16 protein-coding genes are annotated in these 18,514 nt (G+C 43.2%); 2 read left to right on the top strand and 14 right to left on the bottom strand.

Annotation, left to right across the window (positions count from 1 at the left end; genetic code table 11):
• Positions 1-8 precede the first annotated feature (8 nt).
• Positions 9-1,058 carry a selenide, water dikinase SelD gene (gene selD, locus LRR81_RS05110; RefSeq protein ID WP_231788627.1) on the bottom strand — a complete coding sequence of 350 codons (1,050 nt, stop codon included), beginning with the start codon at positions 1,056-1,058 and terminating at the stop codon, positions 9-11.
• A gap of 206 nt (positions 1,059-1,264) precedes the next feature.
• Here selD and LRR81_RS05105 point away from each other — a divergent pair, with 206 nt between their 5' ends.
• Positions 1,265-2,320 carry a permease gene (locus tag LRR81_RS05105; protein WP_231788196.1) on the top strand — a complete coding sequence of 352 codons (1,056 nt, stop codon included), beginning with the start codon at positions 1,265-1,267 and terminating at the stop codon, positions 2,318-2,320.
• Between the two features lie 203 nt (positions 2,321-2,523).
• Here LRR81_RS05105 and LRR81_RS05100 read toward each other — a convergent pair whose 3' ends face one another.
• The 8 genes from LRR81_RS05100 to LRR81_RS05065 all read right to left on the bottom strand — a co-directional run bounded on the left by LRR81_RS05100 (position 2,524) and on the right by LRR81_RS05065 (position 11,344).
• Positions 2,524-3,504 (bottom strand): ABC transporter permease subunit, encoded by a 981-nt coding sequence (locus tag LRR81_RS05100; RefSeq protein ID WP_231788195.1) that lies wholly within the window; start codon positions 3,502-3,504, stop codon positions 2,524-2,526.
• Complete coding sequence (locus LRR81_RS05095) at positions 3,497-4,408, bottom strand: ABC transporter ATP-binding protein (protein WP_231788194.1); 912 nt, start codon at positions 4,406-4,408, stop codon at positions 3,497-3,499. Before LRR81_RS05095 ends, LRR81_RS05100 begins: the two co-directional genes overlap by 8 nt.
• Positions 4,405-5,202 carry an SGNH/GDSL hydrolase family protein gene (locus LRR81_RS05090; RefSeq protein WP_231788193.1) on the bottom strand — a complete coding sequence of 266 codons (798 nt, stop codon included), beginning with the start codon at positions 5,200-5,202 and terminating at the stop codon, positions 4,405-4,407. Before LRR81_RS05090 ends, LRR81_RS05095 begins: the two co-directional genes overlap by 4 nt.
• Positions 5,203-5,317: 115 nt before the next feature.
• The gene (locus tag LRR81_RS05085; protein ID WP_231788192.1) at positions 5,318-5,830 is read right to left on the bottom strand and encodes a GNAT family N-acetyltransferase; all 513 of its coding nucleotides are present in this window, start codon (positions 5,828-5,830) and stop codon (positions 5,318-5,320) included.
• Between the two features lie 69 nt (positions 5,831-5,899).
• Complete coding sequence (locus tag LRR81_RS05080) at positions 5,900-7,666, bottom strand: glycoside hydrolase family 13 protein (RefSeq protein ID WP_231788191.1); 1,767 nt, start codon at positions 7,664-7,666, stop codon at positions 5,900-5,902.
• Positions 7,667-7,707: 41 nt separating this feature from the next.
• A complete protein-coding gene (locus LRR81_RS05075; RefSeq protein WP_231788190.1) occupies positions 7,708-8,613 on the bottom strand; it encodes a LacI family DNA-binding transcriptional regulator in 906 nt (301 codons plus the stop codon).
• 119 nt (positions 8,614-8,732) lie between these two features.
• The gene (locus tag LRR81_RS05070) at positions 8,733-10,088 is read right to left on the bottom strand and encodes an MATE family efflux transporter (protein WP_231788626.1); all 1,356 of its coding nucleotides are present in this window, start codon (positions 10,086-10,088) and stop codon (positions 8,733-8,735) included.
• 65 nt (positions 10,089-10,153) lie between these two features.
• The gene (locus LRR81_RS05065; RefSeq protein ID WP_231788189.1) at positions 10,154-11,344 is read right to left on the bottom strand and encodes an MFS transporter; all 1,191 of its coding nucleotides are present in this window, start codon (positions 11,342-11,344) and stop codon (positions 10,154-10,156) included.
• A gap of 166 nt (positions 11,345-11,510) precedes the next feature.
• Here LRR81_RS05065 and LRR81_RS05060 point away from each other — a divergent pair, with 166 nt between their 5' ends.
• A complete protein-coding gene (locus LRR81_RS05060) occupies positions 11,511-12,470 on the top strand; it encodes an LLM class flavin-dependent oxidoreductase (RefSeq protein ID WP_231788188.1) in 960 nt (319 codons plus the stop codon).
• Positions 12,471-12,529: 59 nt separating this feature from the next.
• On the opposite strand, the gene LRR81_RS05055 is transcribed toward LRR81_RS05060, so the two are convergent.
• From LRR81_RS05055 to LRR81_RS05035, 5 genes are read right to left on the bottom strand one after another with little or no spacing between them, the layout of a single operon-like run.
• On the bottom strand, positions 12,530-13,756 hold the full coding sequence (locus LRR81_RS05055; RefSeq protein WP_269448488.1) for an MFS transporter: 1,227 nt from the start codon (positions 13,754-13,756) through the stop codon (positions 12,530-12,532).
• The gene (locus tag LRR81_RS05050; protein WP_231788186.1) at positions 13,722-14,573 is read right to left on the bottom strand and encodes a sugar phosphate isomerase/epimerase family protein; all 852 of its coding nucleotides are present in this window, start codon (positions 14,571-14,573) and stop codon (positions 13,722-13,724) included. Before LRR81_RS05050 ends, LRR81_RS05055 begins: the two co-directional genes overlap by 35 nt.
• Positions 14,574-14,588: 15 nt before the next feature.
• Positions 14,589-16,271, bottom strand: a complete 1,683-nt coding sequence (locus LRR81_RS05045; RefSeq protein WP_231788185.1) for an ABC transporter permease — start codon at positions 16,269-16,271, stop codon at positions 14,589-14,591.
• Complete coding sequence (locus LRR81_RS05040; protein ID WP_231788184.1) at positions 16,268-17,323, bottom strand: ABC transporter ATP-binding protein; 1,056 nt, start codon at positions 17,321-17,323, stop codon at positions 16,268-16,270. The genes LRR81_RS05045 and LRR81_RS05040 overlap by 4 nt, the downstream gene beginning before the upstream one ends.
• Positions 17,324-17,373: 50 nt before the next feature.
• Positions 17,374-18,447 (bottom strand): extracellular solute-binding protein, encoded by a 1,074-nt coding sequence (locus LRR81_RS05035; RefSeq protein ID WP_231788183.1) that lies wholly within the window; start codon positions 18,445-18,447, stop codon positions 17,374-17,376.
• Positions 18,448-18,514: the final 67 nt, after the last annotated feature.

Here is an 18,514-nt window from a genome sequence, read left to right as displayed (position 1 = left end):
TCTAAATCTTACAAAACCGTAATGTGACCAGGATGTTCATCTGTCACATCGCCGATCATTTCTGCTTCCAGCCCCGCTGCTTTCAAATCAGCCAGCAGCGACTCAGCCTCCACTGCAGGCAGAGAAATAAGAAGACCGCCTGAAGTTACAGCATCGCAAAGGATGTATTGATCAATATCATCCATTCCTTCAGGGAAAGTAACAGAACCGCTTAAATGCTTATGATTGTTTTTAGTTCCGCCCGGAATGACACCCTGTTCTGCCAACTCTCTGACTCTTTCCAGCACAGGCACCCTTTTGCTGTCGATCATGATGCCCTTTTCGCTCCCTTTTGCCATTTCTGAAGCATGACCGAGCAGACCGAAACCCGTCACATCTGTGCAGGCACTGACAGAGTATGCGGACATTTTTTCCGCAGCTGTTTTATTCAGGAAAGCCATGACCTCTGTAACCCGTTTGATTTCCTCTTCAGATAGCAGCCCTCTCTTCAAGGAGGAAGACATAATGCCGACGCCGATCGGCTTTGTTAAAATCAGCTTGTCTCCCGCTTTTGCACCGGCGTTGCTTCTGACTTTATCAGGATGAACAAGTCCTGTTACAGCTAAACCGAATTTTGGTTCTTTATCTTCAATCGAATGTCCGCCGACAAGTGTCGCACCGGCTTCTTTAAGCTTGTCCCCTGCGCCTCTTAGAATATCAGCAAGAATGCTTTTGTCCAGATCGGCTATAGGAAAAGCCACAATATTTAAAGCTGTAAGCGGTTTTCCGCCCATTGCATAGATATCACTGATAGCATTTGCTGCAGCAACCTGTCCGAATGAATAAGGATCGTCAACAATCGGAGTGAAAAAGTCTACTGTCTGCACAAGAGCCAGATCATCTGTTAAACGGTAAACACCTGCATCATCGCTTGTATCCAAGCCAACAAGCAGATCCGGATTCTGAACCGCTGGCGGCAAAGAGCGGATAACCTCTGCTAAATCAGAAGGCCCGATTTTACAGCCGCACCCTCCTTTAGTTGAGAATGAGGTAAGTTTTATGGATGCTGATTGCGTCATAATGACCAGCCTTTCTTTTTTCAAGTAGTTTAACCCATTTATATTATAAAGCTATTTTCTTCAAGTTTGTTGCAAATCGCTCACATTCAGAAGCATGAACAGCAATAAAACTAACTAAATATGGTATAATGCTTAAGGTTGTTCAAGCATTGCACTTATTTGGCTTTTGCAATAAGCCATTATTCTATTTTATTTGGAGGGTTATGATGGATCTTCAAACGTCCACACATCGGATGGGGGATAAAAAAACAATCTGGTATGTTGTTCTTTTTCTTCTCATTGCAGCAGCTGGACTGCTCTATGTTAAATGGTATCCTTATGTTCTGAAAAGCTTGGCCGCTGCTTCTACGCATTCTGTCGGCGATTCCATTCTTGGCGACATGCAGGGAACCCCTTCATGGGACACCGCTCTCTCATATGCTGCCACATACTTCAACGCAGTTTGGAAGGCAGCCGTTTTAGGCATTTTGCTCGGCTCGCTGATTCAAGTGCTTCTTCCGGCCAACTGGCTGCTGAGAGTGCTTGGCAAAACTTCCTTCGGCAGCACCGCTGCAGCAGGTCTTGCTTCTATACCAGGCATGATGTGTTCATGCTGTGCAGCTCCTATGGCGGTTGGTTTAAGAAAGAAAAAAGTTTCTGCAGGGGCAGCGCTCGCCTTTTGGATTGGAAATCCTGCAATCAACCCGGCAGTTCTCGTCTTTATGACCTTTGTTCTTTCTTGGAAATTCACGCTGCTAAGATTGATATTTGGCGTTATTCTTACTTTTGGCGTCAGCTATCTAGCTAATCGGTTTGTCAAAGACCCGGAACCGGTGGATATGGATCAACTGATCAGCGAAACAGAAGAAAAGGAAAAAGCCCCCTTTTTAACTAGATGGATAAAAAGCATTGGCACGATGCTGCTTTATATTGTTCCTGCATACGTCCTTTCCGTGCTTTTGCTCGGGGCAGCCAGAATTTGGCTATTCCCGCACGTAAGCGATGCGGCAGCCAACAGCATTTTGACGATTGTTGGATTCGCCATTGCCGGCATGCTCTTTGTTATACCAACGGCAGCTGAAATACCGATTATACAATCCATGATGGCAGCCGGACTCGGCGGAGGACCTGCTGCGGCACTTCTTCTTACATTGCCGTCAATCAGCCTCCCTTCCTTGCTTATGGTCAGCAGATCATTTCCTGCAAAAGTACTTGTCTTCACAGCTGGATCTGTTGTAGTGCTCGGTATCCTTTGTGGTTTGGCTGGCATGCTTATATTGTGAAAATAAAAAACGAAATGGCTCTCTCGCCATTTCGTTTTTTTATTGGCTATGTTAAAGAAAAATGTTAATTTTAAACACTTGTTGATTGAAGTGGCAGGCGGGAGCTGCGGGACAGGTGAGACCCCTCATGCGCGAAGCGCAGAGGAGGCACACCGCCCGCCTGAAACGGAAATCAGCAGCCAACTTTCACAGAGCCTTTTTATTTAATAAATATCCTTCCGCGTGAAAAAGAAAAAGGAAACAGCTAACGCGGCGGCTGCCCATATAGAAAGCACAGCCATAGAAAAGCCGAGCGTCATCCCTTCTATTGGCGGAGCCATTCCCGTTAAGTAGTCCGTCAGCCTCAGGTTCACCATAAACAAGTATTTTGCGGAGTGCCAGGAGGATACCATGTTTGTCAGTATGGCTCCGGCAATAAGGAGAGAAAGCACGATTCCCATCACAGATGCTGTGCTTTTGATCAGTGAGGATAAGCAAAAAGTCAGCGTGCCGATGACAACGGCAACAAACCAGATTAAGCCGAATTCCATATAGACAAACTGCCATTGATTCATGGTTGTAACGCCGTTTGTGACTAATTCAGAGCCCTTCACCCTGAAGCCTGTCAAAATCGGAAGGTTCCAGCCTGAATACCCGAGTGCTATCCCTGAAATAACATAAGACAAAACACCGACGGACAAAACGATAAATGAGATGGACAGAAGCAAAGCCAGGTATTTGCTTAAGAGTATTTTCCACCGTTTTACAGGCCGTGTTAAAAGGAGTTTGATTGTACCATTCGTCAGCTCGCTTGAAACCATGTCGCTTGCGATCACCATAACCATGAGAGGAAGCAGCAGGTCAATGGAATTTTCAGCAAAGTTCTTCATAAAGGAAGGAGCGCCAGGTGCATTTGGGTTAATATCATGATCAAGGTAGTACTGCTGCTGATCCATTCTTGTTTTAAGAAATTTTTTAATTTCCGGTGAGATTGTCCCTGAACTGAGCCGATTCTGCGTGTTGATGATTTCCTGCTGGACCTGTGTTCTCCAATCGCTTGTTCCGGCTTGCTTGACTTGCTCTTCATGCCGTTTTACCTGTGCATATGTAAAGATACCAACAAGAAGCGCCAGAATTCCGATAATGATAAAAAGCCGTTTCTTTCGGACAATTTTGATCATTTCATTATAAATCAGGTTAATCAATAGACTCACCTTCTGTCAGTTCGATAAAAAGATCTTCCAAAGAAGGCAGCTTTACATCAATTCCCTTTACCTCAATCCCCTCTTCTACAAGCGCTTTGTTCCATTTCGAAATGTCTCCGTCATTGGCAGTGACAAGCCTTCCTGCTGCATCCGGTAGAATTTCCGCTCTTTCTGACAGCACCTTTCTTGCCCTGTCCACCGGTTCAGCGTGCCAGACCACACGTTCTTTTTCAGTTAAAAGGCTTGAAACGGAATCTACTTTAAGAATTTTTCCTTTTGACATAATCGCCACTCTGTCGCACATCAGCTGTATTTCACTAAGCAGATGGGAAGACACAAGGACAGTCAGTCCTTCCTTTTCAGCAAGAAACCGGATGAATTCTCTCATTTCTCTGATCCCCATAGGATCAAGGCCGTTTGTCGGCTCGTCTAATATGAGAACCTCGGGGTTGCTTAAAAGCGCCTGAGCGATGCCGAGCCTTTGCTTCATGCCGAGAGAATAGGTACTCACCTTGTCATTTATCCGGTTTTCAAGCCTGACAAGTTTGACTGTTTCATCAATGCGGCTCTCAGGAACCCCTTTCAGCATTCTTAAAAAATACTCCAGGTTTTCTCTTCCGCTTAAATAGGTGTACAGCTCCGGATTTTCTACAATACAGCCAATATGGCGAATGGCAGCTGAAAAATTCTTTTGAAGATCTTTTCCGCAAATCGTTATCCTGCCTGATGATGGCTTAATCAGTCCGACAAGCATTCGGATGGTTGTGGTTTTCCCAGCGCCGTTCGGGCCCAGAAAACCAAAAACCTCCCCTTTATGCAGTTTAAAGCTGATATTTTTGATTATTTCTTTCCGTTTGATGCTTTTCTTTAAATTTTCTACCGCTAGTGTAACGTCCTGGCTCATGTGCTGCTCCCTCCTCTGCTGAAAGTGATGAGAGAAGACAGCCGCTCGCCGATCAGCTGATAGCCCTCTTTATTCGGATGAAACTTATCACTGTAAAGATAATCATTTACGTTTTGTTCAAATAAATCATAGGTTGGAACAGAGATAATATTTTTATATTTAGCCGCTTCATCAGCACTGTAAAAATTCCATTCTCTTACTATGGAAGAGGTTTGTTTGCTGCTTTCCAAATCACTGAATGGATTGTACAGGCTCACATAGAAAATTTTCGCTTTCGGATTAAGCTTTGTCAGCTCTCCGAAAATGGCAGAAAGTCTTTGCATAAAAGCTGTTCTGGTTGCTTTTATAGATTTTTCTGATAAATCATTCATCACTTCTCCGCCATTGAAAAGGTCATTGCCTCCAATAGTCATCACAATGGCGTCAGCGTTTTGAACTTGCCGCTTCACTTCCTCCAGTTTCAGCTGCTGCTTCAGCTGTGGAGACGTCATCCCGCTCACTGCTAAATTTGTGAGCGTAACCTTTTCTTTCGTTTTTTCTTTTAAATGATCAAGTAAATAGCCGGTATACCCTTTTCCGCTGGAATCCCCAAGACCCCTTGTCAGCGAGTCGCCAAGCCCGACAATATTGTAGCCGCTCTCTTCTTTTTTGTCCTCTTTTGCCTTTGCAGGACTTTTTGCCGGCGGTGACTGCTGAGGCTGCAGAAATTCGTGACTGATGGTCAATCCAAAGCCTCCTGCCCATATCAGCAGGGCCGCAATGGAAAGTCCGGAAATGATTTTTACCTGGTTCATGTTTTCACCTTCACATTTGGTCAGCTTTTCCTCATTGTACACTGTTTAAGGCGAGAAGGCTTTTCTAAGTGCTTTCCGCATTGTCCGGATGTGCTGTAAGGCTTAAATTGAATAATTATTTGATCCAAAACCGCTTAATCACATTCCCATTGTCTTCAGTAAAGCTGGATTCAAAAATCCCTCCATTCGAGAGGATCGTTTTCTCTGATGCGAAATTCTCAGCATCACAGGTGACAAGCACTTCCCGGATGCCCATTTCGTTTGTTTTTTCTAAAGCGAGTGAAAGGATCATCTTCGCATAGCCCTTCTTCCTTTCGGAAGGCCGGACGCCATATCCGATATGCCCTCCCCTTTGCATAAGATACTCATTTAGTCTGTGCCTGATGTTGACGGCAGCTGTAATGATGCCATTTTCATTTTCTAAAAAATAGGTGCTGCTTGGCACAAAGCCATTTTCGATATGTTCTTCTGCTTCCTGCCGGCGGCAAAAATCAATAAATGCCTGAAATGGTTCAGGGGAAATGCCGATAATCCAGGGAACCTTTTGTTCTCCGCTTATTTGCCAATCGTGATAAAAATCTAAATAGGCTTCCTCTTTATCAGGGGTAAGCTTAATGAGTGAATTCATCTTTTTCCTCCTGCTGTTCTATAAAATTTTGAAAAAAAGGATGCCGGTCAGGCATCCTTTTCCAGCATATTACCGTTTTAGAATCAGCACTTCATTCGGTTTCAGAACGATCCCTTCTGATCCAGAAATATCTCTGCCGCTGATCAATTCTTTGAAGGTCCCGCCTTGAAGACTCTCATCAAGGTGAAGTTCAGCGCCTTTCGCATTGCTGAACAAGAATAGAAGCTTTTCCTCACCATATTCCTTCGTATACGCAATAATATCTTGTCCGATATACTGATCGAGGAATGTCAAATGGCCGTGATTGCCGAATACAGGCATTGCTTTCCGCAGGGAAATCAGTTTTTTTGTGAAAGCGAGCATATCCAGATCTCTTTGTTTTTCATCCCAGACCATGCACTTTCTGCAGCCCGGATCCATATCGCCGCTTAAGCCGATTTCATCTCCGTAATAGATGCAGGGAGTACCCGGTGCTGACAGAAGAAAGGCCATAAGCTGTTTGACTTTGTCTTTATTTCCGCCGCACTCGGTTAAAATTCTTGGTGTATCATGGCTGCCGAGGAGATTGAACGATACCTCTGTTACATTATCAGGATACATATAGACCGCACTAACGGTTTTATCGATAAATTCTTCTGCAGTGATTTCTTCTTTTCCAAAATAACGAAGAGCTGCATCTGTATAAGGGTAGTTCATGACGGCATCAAATTGGTCGCCAAGCAGCCACTCTGAAGCTTCATGCCAAATTTCTCCGAGGATATAAACATCGGGTTTGATCGCTTTAACTTCTTTTCGGAATTCTCTCCAGAAGGTATGCGGCACTTCATTTGCTACATCAAGTCGCCAGCCGTCTACATCAAACTCTTTGACCCAGTATTTCCCGGTTTCAATCAAATACGCCTTCAGTTCTGGGTTAGATGTATTCAGTTTGGGCATTGTTTTTTCAAAAGCAAATGTCGCATAGTTAGGCTTTGGCTCCGTTTTCAGCGGAAATTCCTTCATATGAAACCAATCCTTGTATTTTGACGCCTCGCCTTTTTCAAGCACGTCCTGGAAAGGAGGAAAGTGATAGCCGGCATGGTTGAATACCGCATCGATCATAACTTTGATTCCGTTGCTATGACAAGTTTCAACAAGCTTTCGGAAGGTTTCTTTGTCACCGAAATGCGGATCAATTTCCATATAATCAATCGTATCGTATTTATGGTTTGTCGGCGCCTTGAAGACAGGAGTCATGTAAACTCCTGTGATGCCTAAATCCTTCAAATAATCAATATGCTGAATAATGCCTTCCAGGTCTCCGCCAAAGAAAGAATCTCTTTCCGGATCCTTGCTTCCCCACGGCAATGTGCCTTCAGGATCCAGCGATGGATTGCCGTTTGCAAAGCGCTCAGGAAAAATTTGATACCAGACCGTTTCCTTCACCCATTCTGGAGGAGAAAACACATCTTCTTCATTTAAATATGGAAATGTAAAAAAGCCCCCACTGTCATTCTTTTCATCACTTTGGAAAAAACCTTTTTCAGCATAAACAATAGACTCGCTTCCGCTATGTATCTCAAAGGCATATTTGACTCTTTTATATGGCGGCTTAAGTGCTGCAACCCAAAAGTCAAAAAGGCTGCTTGAGCCCTGCTTTTCCATTTTGACCGTTTCGTAGAGCTCCCAGGTCCAGTTTCCTTTTTCGTCCTCTTCCCATTCAAAAGGATCCCCCCATCGAAGCTTGATTTCATCCGCATCTCCCTTTTTAGTGCGGAGCCTGATGTGAATGGTTTCATTGTCATAAGCATATAAGTATTTGCTGCTTGAACTATGGTAAATGGCTTCTTTTTGCATGTTTTGCACCTCTTGTTCTATTTATTTTGTCCATCTTGGTTTCAAGTTGGCTTTATCCATACATATTTTTTAGATTCCGCCGGCCATTCGCTATTCAGCAGCTCTAACATTCTCTTGCAGGCTGCAGAAGCAATGGACTCGGCAAACGTTACAGCTGCTGCTTCAGGGTGAAGGAGATTTTCATTTCCTGCTGTGCAAATAACAGCCAGCTGTTCAGGAGGAAAATGATTGATCGCCATAGCCCCCAGATATTCATTAATGATAATTCCTTTTCGGTGCCTTTTTTTTAATAAAAATGAATACAGCTGTTCTTCTTCTTCAATAATGCAAATATCGGTTTCTTTCAAACCGCTTAGCCGGATGATTTCTTCCTTAAGAGCTTTGTTTCTAAATTGCTCCATCACTAAGAAGCGATCCTCTTGATTCAAAAATCCCTCTGCCTGTCGAATTGCTTCCTCATAAGAGGGAAGTATTTTGTGAAACAAGGGATCATCCAGCATGCTGTCGATCAAAACAAGCGGGACGTCAAATTGATTGGCGATTGCATAAAATTCTTCTTCAGCGGCATCAAAAAGGAAAACGGCATCAAGCTTTCTTTCAGCAATGATCTGATAGCTGTCATCACGCAGACTGAACAGCAATGTATGATAGCCGCTGTCTGATAATAGCTGCTCCAGTTCATTAGCAGCTTCAAGAAACTTATGCCTCCGCCAAACACTGCGGGTGCTCTCTCTGCTGATGAGGATCCCGGCCAGTCCGGATTTTCGGCTTACAAGCGATCTTGCTGCCAGATTTGGAACATAGCCAAGCTCTTCTGCAATTTTCAGCACTTTTTCCCTGGTTTCTGCTGGGATCGATTGTTTTGCTGCATTGTTGAGTACATAGCTCACGGTCGCTGAAGAAACAGAGGCTCTTGCAGCAATGTCTTTCAGTGTAGGTTTTTTCATTTTTCACCACATGACTTAATCGTTTAAGTGAAAGTTATCATTTTTTCTGAAAATTGTCTATAGGTATTTATTTTGGACTGTAGAAACGTAAATAAAAAAACGGACATAATGCCCGTTTTTCAGCTGATGAGACGCTGTATGCTTTTTTTCTTCCATACAAGTTTGTAATAACCATATTGCAGGATCAGACTCGCAATGAAGGCTGCAGGATAACCGATCCAAATTCCCTTTATTCCTAGCGGCGTATAAAAAGAAAGCCAATAAGCGACAGGTACTTCAACAGCCCAAATGGACAGAATGCTGAAAACGGTCGGCCACAATACCGTCCCGCTCGCCCTCATCGTTGCAGCCAGAATTTGAGCATTTCCGAAAATAATATAACTCCACAAAGTGATCATAAGAAGGCTTTCTGCAATATCAAGCGTTGCTTCTGTCCGCAAAAAAAGAGAAAGTATGCTTCTTGAAAAAAGATAAACAATGATAATTAATACTCCGCCAATTGTGTAATTGAGCACAATTCCTGTTTTGATGACCTGCTTCAGTCTATCCATTTGATTGGCGCCAATTGATTGGGCCGCAAAGATGGAAACAGCTATTCCAAGGCTGATGGCTGGCATCTGCACATAGCTTGCGACCTGGTTAACGGCGCCATAGGCAGCAGTGGCATTTGAGCCAAACCGGTTAACAAAGCTGATAACGGCAATTTCAGAAAGAGAAATGAGAATCATGTTAATGCTGGAGGGAATGCCAAGCTTTAACAGCAGCTTCAAAAGCTCCTTATCTACACCTAGCTTTTTGGCAGCGGTTTTATCAAATCTCAGCGGATGACTGATTTTGCTTAAATACAGCATAAGAACAAGAAAAGTTGCCACTGTTGAAATTACATTGGCATACGCTGCACCATAAATTCCAAGCCTTGGCATTCCAAGCAGTCCGAAGATCAGCACCGGGAGCAGCGCAATATTCAGCACGGTGCTGACGATTAACGAGTAAAAAGGAGTTTTTGAGTCGCCTGTTCCCCTTAAAAATGTGGTATACGCAAAGTATAAAAACATAACAGGCATTGAAATAAATAAGATCCTCGCATAGTGGACTGTGGTTTCAAGCACATTCACCGGTGTTCCCATCAGCTTTAAAATATCGTTGGCAAAAAAGCTCCCGATTACAGCCAGCACAACGCCCATAAAAAAGGTAAATGTTAAGGTGGTGCCGATAATGGCTTTCATTCGCTCTTCGTTTTTTGCTCCGTATGCCTGGCCGATCAGGATGGAACTGCCGGAACCTATTCCGATTGTAAAGGAAACAAGAAGAAAAAATAACGGAAAAAAAGCAGAAATGGAAGCGAATGCCTCCACACCTAAATAACGGCCGACAACAAAGCCTCCAACAAGCTGACCGGCAGATTGAAGCACATTGCTTAAAAGCAATGGAACGAGGAATAAAAGCATAACACGCCAAACAGGTTTTTCCGGCATTCCTTGTTTACTTGAAGCTTCCAATGTTATTTCCCCCTTTTTTCTTCTTAAAAAGCAGTCTTTAATTATTTAGCTGCATGCAGCCGGTCATTCGGCATAAATAAGGAAAGGATTCCTGCCAAAAGCGGCAAAAAAGAGAGCATTACAAAAACGGATGCTACACCAAAAATGTCTGACAGTCCTCCCATCAAAACAGAACCGATCCCTCCGGCTCCCACCCCAAAGCCGATGGCAAGCCCTGACGCCGCCGCGATGTTTTTCGGCAGCATTGCCTGCATAAGGACAACGGTGACGGAAAACGATGATAAAACGCAAAAGCCGAAAAGCAATAAATCAAGAACAGATAAAATGCCTGATAAATGCGGGAAAAGTAAAGCGAACGGTGCTGCAAGAAATAAAGAAAGAGACAAAAGCCGCTTCATGCCTGTTCGGTCAGCAAAAACTCCGCCTATAAAGGTGCCTGCTGCCCCTGCTCCGACAAAGACAAAGTTAAGCATTTCAGACTGGCTGACAGTCAGATCTTTTAAATAAAAAGGCAAAAAGACGACAACTCCCACCTGACACCAGGATCTGAGAACAATAATGAGGGTCAGCAGGGCTACACCTGTATAATTATTTTCACCCTCCAGCTCTTTTTTCTTCTGAAAAGATTCTTTTACCCTGCCGCCAAGCCATTTAAGGATTTGCCCTGTCAGGATAATGCTCAAGAATGCTAGAGGAATCAGCCAAAGCAGCCCTTGAATGCCTGTATGAACAAGAAAAAGAGGGATCATCAGCGGACCGAATGCCTGGCCGGCATTTCCCCCAACCTGAAAAATAGCCTGTGAAAGGCCTTTTTGGCTTCCTGCGGCCAAATGCGTGCCCCTTGAAGCTTCAGGATGAAAAGCTCCTGATCCAAGGCCTGAAAGTGCTACGAAAAAAAGGAGCCAGCCATAGGAAGGCGCTGCTCCGGTTAAAGCAAGGCCTAAAACAGAAAGGAACACACCTGCTGAAAACAGCCATACTCTGGGGCTTCTGTCAGCCATCATTCCAAAGAGCGGCTGTGAAACAGATGAAGTAAGATAAGAAATTAGGACAATAAGGGAAGCCTGGGTATAACTAAGATGCATAGCCTCTTTGTACAGTACTACCAGTGCAGGAACCATGCCTGTCGTAACAAGATCATTGATAAAATGTGTGCTGCTGAAGGTGAACACGGCTCTTTTTTGAAAGGGAACCATGAGGTTTTCAGCCATGTACTGATTTTTGACAGTCATAAATTCATCTCCGTTTGCTGCAAGTTAAAAGGTGCTTTCTTTAGTTTAAACATTTTTTGCTAAAGCATCTAGAATTTTACCCTGGCTCAGACGAGTCAAATTATTTTTCTTCCCTGCAGACAGTAAGGTAGGATGATTAAATGAGCAACAGATGGGAGGAAATACAATGAAGCTTGGCATACTGGATCAAGCCCCCGTACTGGAGAAAAGTTCGCCCGCGGAAGCGCTTAGAGCATCTATTGAGCTGGCTGCTGAAGGAGATAAAGCAGGATTTACACGATACTGGATCGCTGAACATCATAGTTTTCAAAACCTCTCCTGCCCTGCTCCTGAAGTTCTGCTGGGCTTGATCGGAGAGAAAACAAAACACATCCGAATCGGTTCCGGGGCCGTTCTTCTCCCCCATTACAGCCCTTTTAAAGTCGCAGAAACGTTTAATATGCTTTCTGTCCTTTTTCCAGACAGAATTGACTTAGGGATAGGAAGAGCACCCGGCGGATCTGCTGAGGCCTCTATTGCCTTATCAGGCAACTTTCTTCAAAAAGTAAAGGAAATGCCGGACAAGTATAAAGAGCTGCTGCACTTTTTAAAAAGTGATTTTCCTGAAGAAAGCCTGTATGCCAAAATTTCTGCATCTCCCTTGCCGCAAAAACCCCCTGTTCCCTGGGTTTTGGGCACAAGCAGCAAGAGCGCAATACTTGCTGCTGAGACGGGCACTTCTTATGCTTTCGGTCATTTTATGAGCGATAAAGACGGTCCGGAAATTGTTCAGAGCTACAAAAAACAGTTTGTAAGCAACGGTTTTCAACCAGAGCCAGAGGTGATTGCAGCTGTTAGTGCTGTTTGCGCTGAAACGGAAGAAAAAGCTGTAAGTTTGGCGGAAGCTGCACTATACAGACAAATCAAGCAAGATCAAAAAGAAACTTCCTTATCTTCTTCAGAAAAAGACATGCTCCACTTATCAAAAGCGAAAATGGCTATTGGCACTCCAGATCAAGTGCTTCAAAAGTTAGAAAACATTCAAAAACAATATGAAGCAGATGAAATAATGGTTGTCACACATACTCCTGATTATGAAAGCCGTACTGCTTCTTACAGGCTGCTTGGCAAATACAATGCAGGCTAATAAAAGAAAAACCTCCTGGATTGAGGAGGTTTTTTTACATTGAGGATGACGAACGTTCATCAGCTTTTCTGTTTTCCGCTCTTTTGAGGATGCTTATAGTATTTTAAACTGTAAGCTGTTCCAAGGAAAAGCGTTAAGACATTTATCGCTAAATAAACCATCAGTGCTGAACGGATGGATATCCAGTCTGACAAGGTGCCGGCTAATACTGATGTAACACTGCTTCCGATGCCAAGGTAAGCCGCAATGGAAACCATCTGCATGGTTGTCCTGTACTGGGGGAATGCAGCGTCTTCTGTGAGCTGCTTTGAAGCAACCATAAAAAGCGGCATGGTTATCCCCTGCAGTGCACCTGATAAAATGAGCAGAGAAAGGTCACTGGCAGCAGATAAAACAGCAATCCGTCCTGCCATCATGAGAATCGCAGCCAAAAATAGAAACATATAATGAAATTTTACAGTCAGCTTGCGCGCTAAAAAAAACATAGGGATTTCCGAGAATGCTGCTATTGCCTGAAAAACCCCAATATGTTTTTCGCTTCCTCCAGCTTTCTCTATCAAAAGCACAGAATAAAGTCCTACCATTCCAAGCAGGATATAAAATAAAATATAAAGCATATTTAAATAGAAGTAACGCTTGTTCTGTAAGATAATGAACAGGTCTTTTATTTTTATAGCAGGATTTTTTTCTTCTTTAACAGGGTTGGAAATTGGACGGATCACAAACAGGAGAAGCAGCGATAAAAGTCCGAATGCATATGGGATAACACTGTAGCCTGTCATGCTGACGATATATCCCGTTATGATCATAGAAATGCCGAAACCGAGCGAACCAAACGCCCTGATTTCTCCGAATCGGCTTTTCATTTCAGTGCTTGTTTCAATAATCCAGCTGTCAATTAGGCCAATTAAGGCAGATTGGAAGAAAGAAGCAAGTATAACAGCTGCAAGGAAAACAGGCAGCATCTCAGAATAATAGAGAACAAGCGTTATACCAGCAAGCAAGATCACCCAGAGAATAAATATCCCTTTTAGTCTCCTCAGCCAGTCACAAAGAAGCCCTGTCCCTATTTGGCCGGCAATTCCGCTGATTGTATTAATAGCCAGTATCCAGCCAATCTCTGTATTTGAAAAGTCCTTGCTGATCAGAAAAGGCAAGAAAAACCCCTGAGAAATTGCCAGCATAAAGCTGAAGGAGAAATAAAATGTCTGAAAAGGCCTGACATTGCTCAGGGTTTTTCTATTCTTTTGTTCAGCTGCCAATATAACGATCCAATTTTTCAGCATCCTCTGCAAGGCTTTGCGAATTTCTGTAGGACGTTTCCATTAGTATGATTCCTTTATAGCCCTTTTCTTTCAGAACCTCAAACATTGGGGCATAGTCAATTTTTCCTTCACCTATGCTCTGGTGCAAATCGCACGTTCCATCATTGTCATTCACATGAACATGAGCAATCCCTGCTTTCAGCTGCTTCAAAAATTCTGCAGGATGGATTCCGCATCTGAATGCATGGCCGCAATCGAACAATGCTTTTACATTAGGACGGTTTACTTCATTAATAATGAAATCCAATTCCTCAGGTGAATAGACAATTTCCTGAGAAAGCAGGACATTTTCAAGCGCAAGCACCGCCGGCATGCCGTCTATGTAAGAAGCAATAATTTCCAGAGCCTGAACAGTCAAGTAACGGGCATGTTCCTTTTTCTTCTGACCTGCTTGAATCAGGGCATCTTTTATTTTGCTGCCGTCAGGAGCAGGAATATCCATTGTTCCGATGGTTCCGGGATGAATCGCAAGTACTGAGGCATCATACTCTTCTGCAAAATCGATGCTCTTTTTTATTTCATCCAATATGGCATTCCAGATAAATGGATTGGTGTGGCCGATGTCCAAATTTGTTGGAATATGCATCGTAATTTCCGGTGAAAACTGTGATTTCAGTTCATTAATTCCTTTTAGGTAGCTTTCAGGGTTAAACCCTGCCATTCCATATGGATACTTGATTTCGATTGCCTGGTAGATTCCGCTTCCAAGGAGCTCCTCCCCAATTTTCACGATCTCTTTTTCAGTGTATCCAAGCGGAATATGATAGCCTTTCTTCATGCTGCACCTGCCTTCTCAAAATTTAAAATCACCGATTTTACCGAGCTTTTGACTGACTAAAATCACTAAAATGGTAATGCCAACTTGAATGACACCGTATGACATAGAGAGTCCAATATTAAAATCATACATTTTGCTGATCATTTCCACTGAGATTGGGATGTTGTGGACTGTATACATCAGAGCGGAAGAAGTATAGTCTCCTAGAGCTCCTATAAAACCAAGCAATGCACCGGCTAAAATACCTGGCATGACAATGGGAATGACGATTTTTCTGAAAGTTGAAAACCAGCTGGCTCCAAGGCTTCTGGATGCTTCTTCAATGGACGGATGCAGCTGCAAAAGTGACGCGTTAGTTGAGCGGACAATCAGAGTCAGCATTCCCACGAAATACGTCAGCGGTAAAATCCAATAACTGCCGGCAAGAACTTGATTAAACGAAAAAATATTCGGCACATTAAATCCAGCCACCATATTAATGGCCACAGTACTGGCGGGAAGTGCCCACGGCAGCAGAACAAGCACCTCAATCAGCCATTTCAGCTTCAGCTTTGTTTTTATAATGATGTAGGAAGAAATGCTGCCGACAGCAACAGCCAGTGCAGTCGAAAGAACAGCCATATTGATGCTGTTGATAAACGGCTGCATCACTCTTGGCTCTGTGAAAAATTGTACATAATTATCAAAACTGAATACGGAAGGATAAATTTCGGCAATCCAAGTTCCCTGTTTAACAAATGACAGAAGAATCAGCGTAAAAATTGGCAGGATAATAATGAAGACAAGCAAACAGGATACCAGGACAAACACCCATTTTGCCAGAGTGCTTTCAATCCTGATGGTCCCTGTCACCCTTCCTTTCACTGAAACGGTGTAGTCCCTTCTCGTTTCAAACCACCTCATCACAAGAAGAAATCCGACAGAAATAAGGGAAAGCATAATTCCCTGAACAGCTGCAAGCTCCAGGTAATTGTTCACCTTTGTCATTAAAATCTGAACGCTCATAACCCTGAAGGAGCCTCCGACAAGCATCGGTGCCGCAAACGACCCTACTGCTGTCATAAATGTTAAAACTGATGAAGCGACAAGGGCTGGCGTCATTAATGGCAGGATAATGGTGCGGTACACTTTCCAGCTGGAGGCGCCCATGTTCTTAGCAGCTTCAATCAGTGATTGGTCTATCCGCTTTAGTCCTGCTGAAACATTGACATAAAAAAAGATATATTGTGTATAGGCATGAATAAACATAATGCCCCAGAATCCTTTCAGCTCAAATGGAGGCTCTTTCATGTGAAAAAGAAGCTGAACAGTTTTTGTTACAAGGCCGCTTTCACTGTAAAGCTGCATAAAAACAATGGTTGTTACAACTCCCGGCAGCATAATCGGGGAAAGCAAAAGCAAATGCATGAGCTTTTTTCCCGGAAAGCTGAACACATTTACAAAAATGGCAAGGGCAGTTCCTATCACACCGCAAATGATAACAGTCGCAAAGCCCACCATGAGGGTATTCCGGAATGCCTCCATGTTTTTGGAATATGTAAAAAACTGCTGATAATATTCCAGGCTGAATCTGCTGTTATGAAAAAAGCTTAAAGACACAGTATTCAATGTCGGATAAAGAATAAAGCCGATCAGAATCCATAAGAGGGGAATCAGCGCTATACCAGTTATCCATCTCTTTTTGGCAAGAGTGCTCATTTGTATGTCCCTCCATACCCTTCCGGCACAAGAGTAATATCTTTTATATCAATAGTTAAAAAGACCTCATCACCCTCATGGTAATAGCCATCTGCCTGATGAACAGAATTGACTTTAAAGCTTAGTCCCTTTGCGTTTACTGTATAGGATGTATGTGTTCCATAAAATTGCTTTTCTGAAACAACCCCTTCAAAGCAATTCATCTCCGGCTTTTTTATTTTGCTGATTTTTATTGAAGCAGGGCGGATTAATGCAAATTCCCCTTCTGCATCAGGCAAAGTGATCAGTTCAGCACCGCTGCCGAGCAGGATGCCTTTTTTTGTCTTTTTGGCAGGAAAAAGATTCGCTTCTCCTATAAATGAAGCAACAAAGCTATTGGCCGGCTTATCGTAGAGCATTTCCGGCGTACTGACCTGCTGGCATATCCCTTTGTTAAAAACGGCTATTTGGTCAGACATTGTTAAGGCTTCCGTCTGATCATGGGTCACATAAATCGTCGTAATTCCTAATTCTTGCTGAATTCGCTTCAGCTCTGCCCTCATCGTTTCCCTGAGCTTGGCATCAAGGTTTGACAGCGGTTCATCCAGTAAAAGAATGCGGGGCTCCATCGCGAGGGAGCGGGCAAGTGCTATCCTCTGCTGCTGTCCGCCTGAGAGCTCGGAAATTTTTTTGCTTTCAGAGCCGCTGAGCTCCACCATTTCGAGATACTTTTGAACCCGTATCTTGATATCCTGTTTTTTAAATTTTTTCATGATCAATCCATAGGCCACATTTTCAAACACATTCATATGCGGAAAAAGAGCATAGTTTTGAAAGACCATGCCAATATTTCTTTTTTCAGGGGCTGTGTATGTGACATTCTCATTTCCGATATAAATTGTTCCGCTATCTGGATACGTAAATCCGGAAATCATCCGGAGAGTTGTTGTTTTACCGCACCCTGATGGACCAAGGAAGGTAAAAAAAGACCCTTCCTTTACTTCCAGCTGAAGATTCTCGACAGCCTTAAAATTCCCAAAACTTTTTGAAATTCCATCCATAATGACAGACATGAAAGGTCCTCCCTGCTGATAAAAAATAGGGGGGACAGCCCCCCTATTTTTTATTGCTGTACTTTTGAAGTGTCACGAATATTATCTTCATATTTTTGCAGCCATTCGGAAGAGTGAACGGCCAGGTTCTCCCAGTCTACATCCATTGGCTTGTAATTGAAGTTTTTCATCCAATCAGGGGATGTTTTCAATGCTTCTTTGTTGGTCGGCATACGGTTAAAGTCTTTTGCAAGCTCATTCTGCGTTTCCTTGCTTCCTGCATATTCAATAAATTTCTCTGCTGCGCTTGGGTGCTTAGCTCCTTTAATCATGGCGATTCCGTCTGTAATCACAGGGCTGCCGCTTTTTGCATCAATCATTGTAAATGGCATATTATTTTTTTCAGTATTTTCGATAATGCCGTCAAGCGTCCAGAAGCCGATAGAGCCTTCTCCTCTTGCAATGGACTGGAACATTAAGGAAGAATCAGAAACTTGTTTTTTAATATTGCTGTCCATCTTTTTTAGAAAGTCCCAGCCTTCTTTTTCTAAAGTTCCTTTTTGATCAAATTGATCAATCAGGCTTGCAAAAGCAGCACGGGAAGCAGCAGACGTTGTGCTGCGGACAATAATTTGATCTTTATATTTTGGATCGGCTAAGTCCGTCCAGTCTTTCGGAGCATCTTTCGCGTCAAGTGCTTTGTTATTGTAAAACATGACGACAGGTGTTTGAATGGTACCGTACCAATAGCCGTCTTTATCTTTAAACATCGGGTCAATAGAGCCGGCCCAGGAAGGAGAAGATTTTTCTAACAATCCATCAGTCTTCATTTCATTAAAAACGGAGGATGGGTTTCCGTAAATCACATCCGCTTGCGGATTTTCCTTTTCAGCCCTTATGCGGTCAACTAATTCCCCGCCGCCCATTGTTAAGAATTCCACTTTAATGCCTGTATCTTTTTCAAATTTCTCAGCCATGCCATTGAGCATTTCCTCGCCGTGCGGTGAATAAACCACAATCTTCTTCTCTTCTTTAGCTGCAGAAGCATCTCCTTCAGCAGCTGAATCCGCTCCGCCAGCAGAACAGCCAGCTAACATGATCATTAGAACAAGGAAAAAAGATAAGTACTTTGCACTTCTAAGCATTTTCTAACCCCCTGGTTGTTTGATTGCCTAACAAACTAAATGGTACAGGTACTATGTAAACCAGTGA

It is taken from the genome of Metabacillus kandeliae, assembly GCF_021166585.1.
Taxonomy (GTDB): Bacteria; Bacillota; Bacilli; order Bacillales; family Bacillaceae; genus Metabacillus_B; species Metabacillus_B kandeliae.
This window is presented reverse-complemented; position numbering and strand designations above follow the sequence as displayed.

What these genes read in the sequence shown, in the direction of transcription:
- LRR81_RS05095 (WP_231788194.1), bottom strand. Translation starts at nt 4,408, where the DNA reads ATGAGCCAGGACGTTACACTAGCGGTAGAAAATTTAAAGAAAAGCATC.
- LRR81_RS05060 (WP_231788188.1), top strand. Translation starts at nt 11,511, where the DNA reads ATGAAGCTTGGCATACTGGATCAAGCCCCCGTACTGGAGAAAAGTTCG.
- LRR81_RS05040 (WP_231788184.1), bottom strand. Translation starts at nt 17,323, where the DNA reads ATGTCTGTCATTATGGATGGAATTTCAAAAAGTTTTGGGAATTTTAAG.
- LRR81_RS05045 (WP_231788185.1), bottom strand. Translation starts at nt 16,271, where the DNA reads ATGAGCACTCTTGCCAAAAAGAGATGGATAACTGGTATAGCGCTGATT.
- LRR81_RS05085 (WP_231788192.1), bottom strand. Translation starts at nt 5,830, where the DNA reads ATGAATTCACTCATTAAGCTTACCCCTGATAAAGAGGAAGCCTATTTA.
- LRR81_RS05090 (WP_231788193.1), bottom strand. Translation starts at nt 5,202, where the DNA reads ATGAACCAGGTAAAAATCATTTCCGGACTTTCCATTGCGGCCCTGCTG.
- LRR81_RS05105 (WP_231788196.1), top strand. Translation starts at nt 1,265, where the DNA reads ATGGATCTTCAAACGTCCACACATCGGATGGGGGATAAAAAAACAATC.
- LRR81_RS05065 (WP_231788189.1), bottom strand. Translation starts at nt 11,344, where the DNA reads ATGACTGTCAAAAATCAGTACATGGCTGAAAACCTCATGGTTCCCTTT.
- LRR81_RS05050 (WP_231788186.1), bottom strand. Translation starts at nt 14,573, where the DNA reads ATGAAGAAAGGCTATCATATTCCGCTTGGATACACTGAAAAAGAGATC.
- LRR81_RS05080 (WP_231788191.1), bottom strand. Translation starts at nt 7,666, where the DNA reads ATGCAAAAAGAAGCCATTTACCATAGTTCAAGCAGCAAATACTTATAT.
- LRR81_RS05055 (WP_269448488.1), bottom strand. Translation starts at nt 13,756, where the DNA reads ATGCTGAAAAATTGGATCGTTATATTGGCAGCTGAACAAAAGAATAGA.
- LRR81_RS05035 (WP_231788183.1), bottom strand. Translation starts at nt 18,447, where the DNA reads ATGCTTAGAAGTGCAAAGTACTTATCTTTTTTCCTTGTTCTAATGATC.
- LRR81_RS05070 (WP_231788626.1), bottom strand. Translation starts at nt 10,088, where the DNA reads ATGCCGGAAAAACCTGTTTGGCGTGTTATGCTTTTATTCCTCGTTCCA.
- selD (WP_231788627.1), bottom strand. Translation starts at nt 1,058, where the DNA reads ATGACGCAATCAGCATCCATAAAACTTACCTCATTCTCAACTAAAGGA.
- LRR81_RS05075 (WP_231788190.1), bottom strand. Translation starts at nt 8,613, where the DNA reads ATGAAAAAACCTACACTGAAAGACATTGCTGCAAGAGCCTCTGTTTCT.